We start from the raw sequence: 12,259 nt of genomic DNA, 5'->3' as shown, positions 1-12,259 counted from the left end.
TCCGGGGTCGTCGAAGGGTGAACTTCCGGGGAGATCGCTACGACGCTATGTCGTAGATGGGGTGTTTTGGGCTTGCTGGGGGTCCGGGTTACCAAGGATGAGCAAGCCCGGCGCAGCGCACCGTCCGCGCCGGGTCCCGTACGTCCCGGAGGTTTTCCCCCGTATGTCGAAGCGCGTTATGAACCCCGCCGCCCGTATCACCGCCGTTGCTCTCGCCGCCGCGGGTCTGGGAGCGACGCTGGTGGCCGGAGCAGGGTCCGCCTTCGCTGCCGAGGGCAAGGCCGCCCCGGCCGCGCTGACCGTGTCCGCCGCCGTGGCCGCCCAGGCCGACGCCCAGGCCCACGTCGCCGCCCAGGTGAAGGCCGCCGTCGCCAAGGCCGCCGCCGTGAAGGCCACGCCCGTGAAGGCCGTCAAGAAGGCCACCCCGGCCTGGGTCAAGCCGGTCACCACCTACGCCCTCAGCGCCAGCTTCAACCAGGGCGGCGCCATGTGGGCCCACAAGCACTCCGGCCAGGACTTCGCCGTCCCGGTCGGCACCCCGGTCAAGGCCGCGTCCGCCGGCACCGTCGTGAAGGCCGGCCCGAACGGCGGCGGCGACGGCCCCGCGTACGGCAACGCCATCGTGATCAAGCACGCCAACGGCACGTACTCGCAGTACGCCCACCTGTCGAAGATCCAGGTCAACATCGGCCAGAAGGTCGGCGCCGGTCAGCAGATCGCCCTCTCGGGCAACACCGGCAACTCCTCCGGCCCGCACCTTCACTTCGAGATCCGTACGACCCCGAACTACGGCTCCGCCGTCAACCCGATGGCCTTCCTGCGGGCCCACGGCGTCGGCGTCTGACGCACCCCGTAGAGCTTCAGGCCCGCTCGGCCTGCTCGATCAGATCGAGGGCGACCTCGAGGACGGCTTCCTGCTTCTCCTCGGGGTCGCCCTCGATGTTTTCCATGAAGAAGGTCCCGGCGTGCAGTGCGAAGACCGCGCTCACGGCGCGGACCTTGTCCTTCACCGGGGCGTCGGGTTCCTGGACGAACTTGTTGAGCGCGATGAAGCGCTCCTTGAAGGTGAGCCCGATGCTCAGGTCCCGCACGGTCGCCTGGTTCTCGTGCATGAAGCGGAACAGCGGGGCCGCGGCGAGCAGGGCCTTCTGGTAGCGGCGCAGGATCTCCTGCTTCGTCTCCAGGGTGCGCGGCTGCTCGCCCGCCCAGGCGACCAGCTCGTCGATCGGGCGCGCCAGGTCCTGGAAGATCCCGATGATGATGTCTTCCTTGGTCTTGAAGTGGTAGTAGAGCGCCGCCTTGGTGACGTCGAGGCGCTCGGCGATCTCGCGGAGCGAGGTCTTCTCGTAGCCCTGCTCGGCGAAGAGTTCGAGAGCCACGTCCTGGATGCGCTGGCGGGTGTTGCCTCGGGCCATGGCTGCTCACTCCACATTCCACAAAACTTACTTGACGACCGGCAAGTTACCGGCCTACCTTCCTCAGTGTAGTAACTAGCCGGGCGGCAAGTAAGGGATCGAGATGACGACGAAACAGAACGTTCAGGCAGCACAGGGGGAGGCCGCGGACCCGCAGCCGCGCAGCGTACGGGTCGTCCTCCTCGCCCTCATGATCGCGATGCTGCTCGCGATGCTGGACAACATGATCATCGGCACCGCGATGCCGACGATCGTCGGCGAGCTCGGCGGCCTCGAGCACCTCTCCTGGGTCGTCACCGCCTACACCCTGGCCACCGCCGCCTCCACCCCGATCTGGGGCAAGCTCGGCGACATGTTCGGCCGCAAGGGCGTCTTCCTCACCTCGATCGTGATCTTCCTGATCGGCTCGGCGCTCAGCGGCATGGCCCAGGACATGGGCCAGCTCATCGGCTTCCGCACCGTCCAGGGCCTCGGCGCCGGCGGCCTCATGGTCGGCGTCATGGCGATCATCGGCGACCTGATCCCGCCCCGCGAGCGCGGCAAGTACCAGGGCATGATGGCCGGAATCATGGCCCTCGCGATGATCGGCGGCCCCCTCGTCGGCGGCACCATCACCGACCACTGGGGCTGGCGCTGGTCCTTCTACATCAACCTGCCGCTCGGCGCCGTCGCCCTCGCCATGCTCACCACGGTCCTGCACCTGCCGAGGAAGGAACGTGCCACCGGCACCCGGATCGACTTCCTCGGCGCCGCGCTGCTGACCGTCGGCATCACCGCGATCGTCCTCGTCACCACCTGGGGCGGCACCGAGTACGCGTGGGGCTCGGCCACCATCGTCGGCCTCGTCATCGGTGGCGTCGCCGCGCTCGCGGCCTTCCTCTTCGTCGAGACCCGGGCGAGCGACCCGATCATGCCGCTGCACATCTTCCGCAGCCGCAACTTCACCCTGATGTCCCTGATCGGCTTCATCACCGGCTTCGTGATGTTCGGCGCGGTCCTCTACCTGCCGATCTTCCAGCAGTCCGTCCAGGGCGCCTCGGCCACCAACTCCGGCCTGCTGCTCCTGCCGATGCTGCTGTCGATGATGGTCGTCTCGCTGCTCGTCGGCCGCTTCACCACCAGCACCGGCAAGTACAAGGTCTTCCCGATCGTGGGCGGCGCGCTCATGGTCGCCGGCCTCTTCCTGCTCTCCACCATGGACACCGGCACCTCGCGCCTCGTCTCCGGGATCTGGATGGCCGTCCTCGGCGCCGGCATGGGCTTCCTCATGCAGATCACCATGCTGGTCGCCCAGAACAGCGTGGAGATGAAGGACATGGGCGTCGCCTCCTCCTCCACCACCCTCTTCCGGACGCTCGGCTCCTCCTTCGGCGTCGCGATCATGGGCGCGCTCTTCACCAGCCGCGTCCAGGACGAGATGGCGTCCCGCGGCGGCGGCGGGCTCACCGAGCGGACCGCCCAGCTCGACGCGGCGAGCCTCGCCAAGCTGCCGGCCGCGCTCCGCGAGGCCTACCAGCACGCGGTCGCCACCGGCACGCACGGCGCCTTCCTCGTCGCCTCGGCCGTCGCCGTCCTCGGCTTCGTCCTCGCCTTCTTCGTCAAGGAGGTGGCGCTGCGCGGCGCCGGACCGGCCGCGGGCCCGAAGGCGGAGTCCGGCGACGACGCGCCCAAGGTCGCCGAGACCGTCTGATCCCGCGGAGCGATCTCCTGTACGGGAAAGGGGGCCGGGTCCTGTCATGGACCCGGCCCCCTTTCCCGTACCCCTCGGTCCGCCGGCCGCGGCGCCGGGATCGCGTCCCGTCAGTCCGCCGGTCGCAGCACCGGGAAGCTGCCCGTGTTCGTCGGCGCGTGGTCCGGCAGCCACAGCACCGCGATGGCCCCGCCGACCCCGCCCGGCGACCCCTCCGCGGCCACGTTCCGGAAGGTCAGGCGGGCGCCGAGGACCCGGGCCTGGCCCGCCGCGATCGTCAGGCCCAGGCCGTGGCCCTGGCCCGCGCGGTCGCTCGTCCCCGTACGGAACCGGCTCGGGCCCTCCTTGAGGAGCGCCTCCGGGAAGCCGGGACCGTGGTCGCGGACCCGGACCACCCGGCCCTCGACGGTGACCTCGACCGGCGGCTTGCCGTGCTTGGCCGCGTTCGCGAGGAGATTGCCCAGGACCCGCTCCAGGCGGCGCGGGTCGGTGTTCACCCAGGACTCGTGCACGACCCGGACCTCGACCTCCGGGTCCAGGGCCCGCACCCGCCGCTCCACGAACTCGCCGAGCGCGATCTCCTGGAGCTCGGCCCGCTCCGACGCGCTGTCGAGCCGGGCCACCTCCAGGACGTCCTCGACCAGCGTCCGCATGGCCTGCGCCCGGTCCCGTACGAGCTCGGTCGGCCGCCCCGGCGGCAGCAGCTCGGCCGCCGTGAGCAGCCCCGTGACGGGGGTGCGCAGCTCGTGCGCGATGTCGGCGGTGACCCGCCGCTCGGCCTCGATCCGCTCGTTCAGCGCGTCGGTCAGGGCGTCCACCGCCCAGGCCAGGTCGTCGGTCTCGTCCCGTACGACCCCGCCGACGGCGTCCCGCACCCGGACCTCCGTATTGCCCTGGGCCACCCGGCCGGCCGCGACGGCGGCCTTCCGCAGCCGTCGCGAGAGCCCGCCGCCGATGAGCACGCCGAGCGCGCAGCCGCCGAAGACCACGGACACCGAGCCGATGACGAGGGCCCGGTCCAGATCGTTCATGATCGTCGCGCTGCGGTCGGCGAAGGGGATGTGCAGCGACAGCACGTCGCCGTTGGCGAGCGGCACGGCCGCCCACACGTCCGGCGGCCCGCCGTGCCGGTGCTCCTGCACGTACGTCCCGCGCCGCTTGTCCCGCATCAGCTGGTGGAGCTGCGGCGGCAGCGCCGGGTCGTTGATCTTCGTGCCGAAGCGGGGCTCCTTCGGCTTGGACGTCTCGTACATCCGCTGGGCGAAGAGCAGCCGCTCCATCTGCACCTCGCGCGCGTTGTCGAGCATCGAGATGCGGGCGGCGTTGTGCACGACGATGCTCAGGGTGACCGCGATGAGCGCGCCGACCGCCGCGATGGCGACGGCGATCTTCCAACGGACCCCGGTACGCAAGGGGCGCAGCTTCACATGCACAAGTACGGGCCCTAGTTCTTGAGCTTGTAGCCGAAGCCGCGGACCGTCTCGATCCGGTCCTGGCCGATCTTGGCGCGCAGCCGCTGCACATGGACGTCCACGACCCGGGTGTCCCCGCCCCAGCCGTAGTCCCAGACCCGCTCCAGGAGCTTGTCCCGGGACAGCACGGTGCCCGGCGCCGACGAGAACTCCAGGAGCAGCCGCATCTCCGTCGGGGTCAGCGCCACCGGCGCCCCGCCCCTGCGGACCTCCATGCCCTCGGTGTCGACCTCCAGGTCGCCGAAGACGAGGAGCCCGCCGCCGTCCGGCGCGTCCCCCTGCTCGCCGTTGCCGGCGCCGCCCGCGTGCCCGAAGCGGCGCAGCACGGCCCGGATGCGGGCCATGAGCACCGAACCGTCGAAGGGCTTGGTGACGTAGTCGTCGGCCCCCGCCTCCAGACCGAGCACGACGTCGATGGAGTCGGCGCGCGCCGAGAGCATGATGACGGGCACGGTCGACTCGTCGCGGATGCGACGGCAGAGGCTGACCCCGTCCATCCCCGGCAGCATCACGTCGAGGAGCGCGATGTCGGGGCGCTGTGCCCGGAAGGCGTCCAGACCGGAGAGCCCGTCGGGCATGGCGGTCACCCGGAAGCCGTCCCGCTCCAGGGCGAGCTGGGTGGCCTCACGGATGACGTCGTCGTCCTCGACGAACAGGACATGGGTTTCGGCCATCGTGATGTGCCCTTCGGGGTCTGTACGGTCTTTCGGCCGGCGGCGGTCCGCGGCGGTCTTACGGCTCAGTTGGCGGCCGGCTCGCTCGGTGCGGGCTCCGCGGTGGGGGCGTCGCCGTCGCCGACGGCCCGGCTGTAGTCGTTGTGCACCCAGTCGTGCTGGGTGAACGTGTTCCCCGACCAGCGGTAGGTGATCACGTCCTCGCCCGAGGGGTACGCGACCGGGTCGCCCTTCGCGTACACCTGCTTGGTGACGACGAGATCGCCCCGGTCGATCGTCGCGTAGACCGCCGCGTCCTCGGCCATGAACACGTTCTCGTACCGGTCGTTCTCCTTGCGGTACACGTACGTGCCGATGCCGACGGCGTCCCCGCAGGTCATCACGTTGACGACGACGTCGGGGGAGGCGGTGTTCGTGAGATTGCCGTACGAGGCGTCCACCGGGTACGCGTCGGCGACGCACGGCTTCAGGTCGTCCTTGAGCCGCGCGCCGATCTTCGGGTCCGCCTTCAGGAGCGCGATCGGATCCACCCGCTCGGCCGACTGCGGTCCCGCCGTGCCGGAGACGGACGGGGTGGGCGCGGCGGCGGCGATCTCGTCGGTGCGGGCCGCGCCCTCGTCGCGGGAGCCGGTGCCCCCGGTGGAGCAGCCGGCCAGGGACAGACCGACGGCGACGAGCCCGGCCGTGGCCGTGATGCTCGCCGCCCTGACGGTACGCCGCGGGCGGCGCCGTCCGGTCGGACACCGGTCGTCGCCGCCGCTCACACAGTGGTGGCCTTCCTGCGGTCTGCCACAGGGGTCGCCGTCTACGCCGCGCACCGCTCCCGACCCCCTTCGTCACCTCGTACGGTCGCCCGCTCCCCGGTCCGCCCCAGGGCACGGGCGTCGAGGTCACGGCTCTCCAGCTCCTGGCGGAGCCGGGCGAGCGCACGATGGAGCGTCGACTTCACCGTACCCGTCGACATGCCGAGCGCCGCCGCCGTCTCCTCCGTGCTCATCTGCTCCCAGTGGCGCAGGACGACGACGCTGCGCTGCTTCGGCGCGAGCACCTTCAGGATGTCCATGAGCAGGGCGCGGTCGGCGTGCTGCTCGGTCGGGTCGTCGACGCACGCGTCGGGCAGCTGCTCGGTCGGCACCTCTTCGAGCTTGCGGGAGCGCCACCACTCGGTCCGCGTGTTGATCATGACGCGGCGCAGGTAGGCGTCGGCGAGGGACTTGTCGGCGATGCCGTCCCAGCGCCCGTACGTACGGGCCAGAGCCGTCTGGAGGAGGTCCTGGGCGTCGACGGGGTCGGCTACGAGACGGCGGGCGCTGCGCAGCAGCGCGTCCTGCCGCGTGCGTACGTACTCCTCGAAGTCGAGCACCTCGCCGCCGTGCCTCATCCGAACCGCCTCCGTTCCCCGTGCCCTGCTTGTCCTCGTGTCGTGGACGACGCTACGGAGCGCTTGTCACGGGGCTGTGCGGGGCAGCCGTCGGTGGACGCACGGCTACCCATCGGTTGTGTAACAGCGGGGGCGGAAAAGGTTTGAGGCCCCGCTCTCGGGAGAGCGGGGCCTCAAGACGTCCAGGGCTCAGGACAGCGGCAGCCGGTACCGGCCGCCCTCCAGCGGCTCGACGAGACCGTCCGCGACGAGCCCGTCCAGGGCCCGGGCCCGCTGCACCGGCTCGTTCCAGACCGCGTCGAGCGCCGCCTGCGCCACCGGTTCCGCCGAATCCCGCAGCACCGCGAGGAGCCGGCCGCGCACCTGCCGGTCGGTCCCGGCGTACGTCTGGCCGCGCCGCGGCGGACCGTCGTGCGCCGGCTTGCCCGAGAGCCGCCAGGCGCACCGCTCGGCGATCGGGCAGCGCCCGCAGTCCTCGTTCTTCGCCGTGCACACCAGGGCGCCCAGCTCCATGGAGGCGGCCGCCCAGCGGGACGCCGTCGTCTCGTCCTCCGGCAGCAGCGCGCGGGCGAGCCGCCGCTCGGCGGCCGTGGTCGCGTTCGGCGGGTACTGGACGCCGGTCGCCGCCCGCGCGAAGACCCGGCGCACATTGGTGTCGAGGACCGCGTGCCGCTGCCCGTACGCGAAGGAGGCCACCGCCGCCGCCGTGTACTCGCCGATGCCGGGCAGCGCGAGCAGCTGCGCGTGGTCGCTGGGCACGTCGCCGTGGTGCCGTTCCGTTATCGCGACGGCCGCCGCGTGCAGCCGCAGCGCCCGGCGCGGGTAGCCGAGCCGGCCCCAGGCGCGGACCGCCTCGCCGGGGGCCTCGGCGGCCAGGTCGGCCGGGCGCGGCCAGCGGGCCAGCCACTGCTCGTACACCGGGAGGACCCGGACCACCGGGGTCTGCTGGAGCATGAACTCGCTGACCATGACGCCCCAGGCACCGGCCTCGGGGCGGCGCCAGGGCAGGTCGCGGGCGTGCCGGTCGAACCAGGCGAGGACGGGCCCGTGCAGCTCGGCGGGGAGCACGACGGGGGCCTCGGACGTGGGGGGAGTGTCGATGGAAGTCATGGCACCTCCGATCCTGGCACGTCCCCGGCGCGATCAGTACGCGCCGTGGCGCGCGCGCGAGCGCCGCTCGGAGTGCGCGGGGGCGTGCGCACTCGGCCCGCGCCCCGCACACCACGCCACGGCCGAGCTCCGGCTCGACCTGGCCGTCTCCACCAGCGCCCGGACGGGGCGCTCCGCCGCCCGCATCACGACGAAGGCGACCAGGGCGCCGACGAGCAGGCCGACGGTCACGTCGTGCGGGTAGTGGACGCCGACGAAGACCCGGGAGAAGGCCATGAGCAGCGCCATCGGCACGGTCAGCCAGACGATCCCGCGCCAGGACAGGGCGAGCGCGATCGCCGCGGCGCCCGCGATGGCGGAGTGGTTGCTGGGGAAGGACCAGTCGCCGTGCGGCGGGCAGGCGACGAGCGAGACGGGCGCTTCGGCGACCGCCCGGCACGGACGTTCCTCGTCGATCAGCGACTTCAGGGCCTCGCTCACCACGTAGCCGAAGCCGGTGGCGATCGGGGCGAGCAGCGCGAGCGCCATCGCCCGGCTCGAACCCTCCCGGGTACGCCACCAGCCGGCGAGGAACAGCACGCCGAAGAGCAGCAGCCCGAGCTCCGTCCACGCCTCGGCGATCCACTGGAACCAGTGGGGCGTGGAGTGGGCGAAGTCGGCGACGTCGAGATACAGACGGTCGGAGAGGTCGAGAAGGGTGTTCATGGGGTACGACGCTAACCGGAATCCGGAGTCCGCCACCCCGGGCCGTCGGCCGGAGCGATCTCCGGCGACAGCGGGGGGCTGCGATTCGGCCCGGTTCCCTACGGTTTCCCTCGGGTTTCGGACGGGATGCCGTACCGGATCCGCACCGGATCGGGGAAAGTTCCCGGAACCCACGGATGTGATCATCGGCAAAACTTGAGGCCTGGGGCGGCGGGTGGGGCGGGAGTTGGGCCGGATCTCTCGTAAGGTTCGGGTCGTGGGATCTTTGCGCAATCCGGTCGGGCCGCTTCCCTCCACCATCTACTGGCGACGGAGGGCGGTGGCGGCGTGCCTGGTGGCGCTGCTCGCGCTGCTCGCCGTATGGGCGGTCACCTCCGGTGACGGCGACGGGAAGAAGCCGAACGACGCCGCCAACGGCTCGTCGCCGACCCCGCCCTCGATCACCCCCGGCCCCTCCGGCACCGGCCCGGCGATCAGCCAACAGCCCGGCGGACGCGACGAATCGGGCGACTCCGGCGAGACCGCGGGCGACAACGGCGGCTCGGCGGGCTCCGGTACGGACGCGGGCGCCGACGCCGGCACGGACTCCGGCACCGAGGGCGCGGGAGGCACCACCGGCACCGGCAAGAACGGCGACACCGACGGCGCCGGCGCCGACGGCGGCGCGGGCACCGGCGCGGGCCGGCAGGTCCCGGCGAACTCCCCGCTCCCGAACTGCCCCGCCGGAGCGCTGCAGTTGGAGCTCCGCTCCACCAAACTCACCTACGAGGCGGGGGAGAAGCCCCGCTTCCACCTCGTCGCGAAGAACACCTCGAACACCACCTGCAAGGCCGACTTCGGACCCCGCAGCACGGTTCTGACGGTCAGCGACGACCGTGACGGCGAGGTCTGGTCCACCGCCGACTGCCCGCGCTCCGGCGCCCCGGTCCTGCTGAGCGTCCCCGCGCACACCACCATCACCCACACCGTGGAATGGGACCGGGGTCACAGCGCCCCGCAGTGCGCCAGCGCCCCGGCGGGCCAGGCCGGCCCGGGCACCTACCTGGTGGAGGCGAAGGTGCCGGGCGCGAAGGTGCTCGCCGCCTCGTTCACGCTCGCCAAGGACTGAGCGGGCGGCGCGTCCTAGACGTACCGCTCCAGGATCGAGGACTCCGCGAGGCGCGACAGGCCCTCGCGGACGCTGCGGGCACGGGCCTCGCCGACACCGTCGACGGTCTGGAGGTCGTCCACGCTCGCCGCGAGCAGCTTCTGCAGCCCGCCGAAGTGCTCCACCAGACGCTCGATGATCGCGCCCGGCAGCCGCGGCACCTTCGCCAGGAGCCGGTAGCCGCGCGGCGAGACCGCCGAGTCGAGGGTCTCGGGCGAGCCGCTGTAGCCGAGGGCACGCGCCACGACCGGAAGTTCGAGGAGCTCGGTGTGGGTGAGCGCGTCCAGCTCGGTGAGCGCCTCGGCGACCGTCCGCGAGCGCTTCGCCGTCGGCTCCGGCACGTAGTCCCGGATCACCAGCTCGCGCTCCGGCTCCACGCCCGCGATCAGCTCGTCGAGCTGGAGCGAGAGGAGCCGCCCGTCGGTGCCGAGCTCGACGACGTACTCGGCGATCTCGGTGGCGATCCGGCGGACCATCTCCAGGCGCTGCGCGACCGCGGTGACGTCCCGGACCGTGACCAGGTCCTCGATCTCGAGTGCCGAGAGCGTGCCGGCCACCTCGTCGAGCCGCAGCTTGTACCGCTCCAGGGTCGCGAGCGCCTGGTTCGCGCGGGACAGGATCGCGGCCGACTCCTCCAGGACCCGGCGCTCACCGTCCACGTACAGCGCGATCAGACGCATCGACTGGGAGACGGAGACGACCGGGAACCTGCACTGCTTGGAGACCCGGTCCGCGGTGCGGTGGCGGGTGCCGGTCTCCTCGGTGGGGATGGAGGCGTCCGGGACCAGCTGCACGCCCGCGCGGTGGATCTTGGTGATGTCCTTGTCGAGGACGAGCGCGCCGTCGAGCTTGCACAGCTCGCGCAGGCGCGTGGCGGTGAACTCGACGTCCAGCTCGAACCCGCCGGTGCACATCGAATCGACCGTCTTGTCCAGGCCGAGGACGATGAGACCGCCCGTGTTCCCCCGGAGGATCCGCTCCAGGCCGTCACGCAGCGCGGTGCCGGGAGCGACCGCGCTGAGGGCTGCGCGCATCAGCGCTTCGTTCCCGTCCTTGGCTGCCACTGCTCTCCTCCGGCTCGTACGGATGGGCGAGACCAGGGCAAAGTCTAGCGACACCACCCCGGCCCGGTTGTGGGCATGCGCTCCGCCGGGGCGGAAAGGGTGGGCACAACCTTGCCGAAACGGCTCCCTGATCGGTGCGGTACGCCGCCGGGCCCAGCCCCTCGTCAGCTCCCCGCAGCCTCCTCCGCACCCTTCGCCCGCCGACTCCGCGGCAGCACCCGCAGCGCATCCCCCACGTCCGCGACCTCCGTCACCTTCATGCCGGCCGGCACCTTCCCCGGGTCCCCCGGCACCAGCGCGTGCGTGAAGCCGAGCCGGTGCGCCTCGGCGAGCCGCCGCTGCACGCCCGTCACCCGCCGCACCTCGCCGGCGAGCCCGACCTCGCCGATCGCGACCAGGTTCTTCGGCAGCGGGGTGTCGCTCGCCGCGGAGGCCAGCGCCAGCGCGATCGCCAGGTCGGCCGCGGGCTCGGTGAGCTTCACGCCGCCGACGGTCGCGCTGTAGATGTCCCGCTTGCCCAGCGCGCTGATCCGGCCGCGCTGCTCCAGGACCGCCAGCATCATCGAGACCCGGGAGGTCTCCAGACCCGAGGTCGTCCGCCGCGGCGACGGGATCTGCGAGTCGACCGTCAGCGCCTGCACCTCGGCGACCAGCGGACGCTTGCCTTCCAGGGTGACCGTCAGGCAGGTGCCGGGCACGGCCACGTCGCGCCGGGTCAGGAAGAGCCCGGAGGGGTCGGCGAGTCCCGTGATGCCCTCGTCGTGCAGCTCGAAGCAGCCGACCTCGTCGGTCGCCCCGTAGCGGTTCTTCACGCCCCGGACCAGCCGCAGGCGCGCGTGCCGGTCACCCTCGAAGCTGAGGACGACGTCGACCAGGTGCTCCAGGAGCCGGGGCCCGGCGATGGCCCCCTCCTTGGTGACGTGACCGACGAGGAGCGTCGACATGCCGCGCTCCTTGGAGGCCCGGATGAGGGCCCCCGCGACCTCGCGGACCTGCGCCATGCCGCCGGGCGCGCCGTCGATCTCGGGGGAGGCGACGGTCTGCACCGAGTCCAGGACCAGCAGGGAGGGCTTCACCGCGTCGAGGTGCCCGAGGACGGCCGACAGGTCGGTCTCGGCCGCCAGGTACAGGTGGTCGCTGAGCGCGTTGATCCGGTCGGCGCGCAGCCGGACCTGGCTCGCGGACTCCTCGCCCGTCACGTACAGCGTGCGGTGCTCGTCGCTCGCCGCCTTGGCGGCCACGTCGAGCAGGAGCGTGGACTTGCCGACGCCGGGCTCGCCCGCGAGCAGCACGACGGCGCCGGGCACCAGGCCGCCGCCGAGGACCCGGTCCAGCTCGTCGACGCCGGTCGAGCGGGCGGTCGCCTGCCGGCCGTCGACCTGCCCGATGGGCAGCGCGGCGGTGGAGACGCGGCCGGCGGCGGTCGTCCGGACGGCGGGCGCGCCGTACTCCTCGACCGTCCCCCAGGCCTGGCATTCGGGGCAGCGGCCGAGCCACTTGGCCGTCTGCCAGCCGCACTCGGTGCAGCGGTAGGACGGCCGGTCCTTGGCGGTTTTCGTACGGGCAGCCATGAGCCACACCGTATCCGCCGCCACTGACAA

Annotated in this window: 12 protein-coding genes; 3 read left to right on the top strand and 9 right to left on the bottom strand. The window is 72.2% G+C overall.

The features are described 5' to 3' along the window. Positions 1–163: 163 nt before the first annotated feature. Positions 164–844, top strand: a complete 681-nt coding sequence (locus tag GGE06_RS14150; protein WP_116160341.1) for a M23 family metallopeptidase — start codon at positions 164–166, stop codon at positions 842–844. 16 nt (positions 845–860) lie between these two features. Here the strand turns inward: GGE06_RS14150 and GGE06_RS14145 are convergent, their stop codons facing one another. Further along, positions 861–1,415, bottom strand: coding sequence for a TetR/AcrR family transcriptional regulator (locus tag GGE06_RS14145; RefSeq protein WP_116160342.1), 555 nt, complete (start codon positions 1,413–1,415; stop codon positions 861–863). 103 nt (positions 1,416–1,518) lie between these two features. On the opposite strand from GGE06_RS14145, the gene GGE06_RS14140 reads away from it, so the two are divergent. Then, a complete protein-coding gene (locus GGE06_RS14140; RefSeq protein WP_184931010.1) occupies positions 1,519–3,105 on the top strand; it encodes an MDR family MFS transporter in 1,587 nt (528 codons plus the stop codon). Positions 3,106–3,215: 110 nt separating this feature from the next. Here the strand turns inward: GGE06_RS14140 and cseC are convergent, their stop codons facing one another. The 6 genes from cseC to GGE06_RS14110 form a co-directional block, all read right to left on the bottom strand. Continuing rightward, positions 3,216–4,661 (bottom strand): two-component system sensor histidine kinase CseC, encoded by a 1,446-nt coding sequence (cseC, locus tag GGE06_RS14135; RefSeq protein ID WP_376773557.1) that lies wholly within the window; start codon positions 4,659–4,661, stop codon positions 3,216–3,218. Further along, the gene (gene cseB / locus GGE06_RS14130) at positions 4,550–5,251 is read right to left on the bottom strand and encodes a two-component system response regulator CseB (protein ID WP_116160345.1); all 702 of its coding nucleotides are present in this window, start codon (positions 5,249–5,251) and stop codon (positions 4,550–4,552) included. Before cseB ends, cseC begins: the two co-directional genes overlap by 112 nt. A gap of 65 nt (positions 5,252–5,316) precedes the next feature. Next, a complete protein-coding gene (locus tag GGE06_RS14125) occupies positions 5,317–6,015 on the bottom strand; it encodes a hypothetical protein (RefSeq protein ID WP_181924603.1) in 699 nt (232 codons plus the stop codon). Positions 6,016–6,056: 41 nt separating this feature from the next. Then, complete coding sequence (locus tag GGE06_RS14120) at positions 6,057–6,632, bottom strand: SigE family RNA polymerase sigma factor (protein ID WP_116160346.1); 576 nt, start codon at positions 6,630–6,632, stop codon at positions 6,057–6,059. Between the two features lie 189 nt (positions 6,633–6,821). Next, a complete protein-coding gene (locus GGE06_RS14115) occupies positions 6,822–7,742 on the bottom strand; it encodes an iron-sulfur binding domain-containing protein (RefSeq protein WP_116160347.1) in 921 nt (306 codons plus the stop codon). A 33-nt stretch (positions 7,743–7,775) separates the two neighbouring features. Then, entirely contained in the window at positions 7,776–8,447 is a 672-nt protein-coding gene (locus tag GGE06_RS14110) for a phosphatase PAP2 family protein (RefSeq protein WP_116160348.1), read from the bottom strand. Positions 8,448–8,703: 256 nt separating this feature from the next. Between GGE06_RS14110 and GGE06_RS14105 the strand changes: the two genes are divergently transcribed. After that, the gene (locus GGE06_RS14105) at positions 8,704–9,555 is read left to right on the top strand and encodes a hypothetical protein (protein WP_184931009.1); all 852 of its coding nucleotides are present in this window, start codon (positions 8,704–8,706) and stop codon (positions 9,553–9,555) included. Between the two features lie 14 nt (positions 9,556–9,569). Here the strand turns inward: GGE06_RS14105 and disA are convergent, their stop codons facing one another. Next, positions 9,570–10,628 (bottom strand): DNA integrity scanning diadenylate cyclase DisA, encoded by a 1,059-nt coding sequence (gene disA, locus GGE06_RS14100; protein WP_116165462.1) that lies wholly within the window; start codon positions 10,626–10,628, stop codon positions 9,570–9,572. 194 nt (positions 10,629–10,822) lie between these two features. Further along, positions 10,823–12,229, bottom strand: coding sequence for a DNA repair protein RadA (gene radA, locus GGE06_RS14095; protein ID WP_116160350.1), 1,407 nt, complete (start codon positions 12,227–12,229; stop codon positions 10,823–10,825). Between the last annotated feature and the right edge of the window lie 30 nt (positions 12,230–12,259).

This window comes from Streptomyces nymphaeiformis (assembly GCF_014203895.1).
Lineage (GTDB): Bacteria > Actinomycetota > Actinomycetes > Streptomycetales > Streptomycetaceae > Streptomyces > Streptomyces nymphaeiformis.
The sequence above is the reverse complement of the archived record's forward strand: the minus strand, read 5'-3'. Positions and strand labels throughout refer to the sequence as shown.

What these genes read in the sequence shown, in the direction of transcription:
- GGE06_RS14150 (WP_116160341.1), top strand. Translation starts at nt 164, where the DNA reads ATGTCGAAGCGCGTTATGAACCCCGCCGCCCGTATCACCGCCGTTGCT.
- GGE06_RS14145 (WP_116160342.1), bottom strand. Translation starts at nt 1,415, where the DNA reads ATGGCCCGAGGCAACACCCGCCAGCGCATCCAGGACGTGGCTCTCGAA.
- GGE06_RS14140 (WP_184931010.1), top strand. Translation starts at nt 1,519, where the DNA reads ATGACGACGAAACAGAACGTTCAGGCAGCACAGGGGGAGGCCGCGGAC.
- cseB (WP_116160345.1), bottom strand. Translation starts at nt 5,251, where the DNA reads ATGGCCGAAACCCATGTCCTGTTCGTCGAGGACGACGACGTCATCCGT.
- GGE06_RS14120 (WP_116160346.1), bottom strand. Translation starts at nt 6,632, where the DNA reads ATGAGGCACGGCGGCGAGGTGCTCGACTTCGAGGAGTACGTACGCACG.
- GGE06_RS14115 (WP_116160347.1), bottom strand. Translation starts at nt 7,742, where the DNA reads ATGACTTCCATCGACACTCCCCCCACGTCCGAGGCCCCCGTCGTGCTC.
- GGE06_RS14110 (WP_116160348.1), bottom strand. Translation starts at nt 8,447, where the DNA reads ATGAACACCCTTCTCGACCTCTCCGACCGTCTGTATCTCGACGTCGCC.
- disA (WP_116165462.1), bottom strand. Translation starts at nt 10,628, where the DNA reads ATGCGCGCAGCCCTCAGCGCGGTCGCTCCCGGCACCGCGCTGCGTGAC.
- radA (WP_116160350.1), bottom strand. Translation starts at nt 12,229, where the DNA reads ATGGCTGCCCGTACGAAAACCGCCAAGGACCGGCCGTCCTACCGCTGC.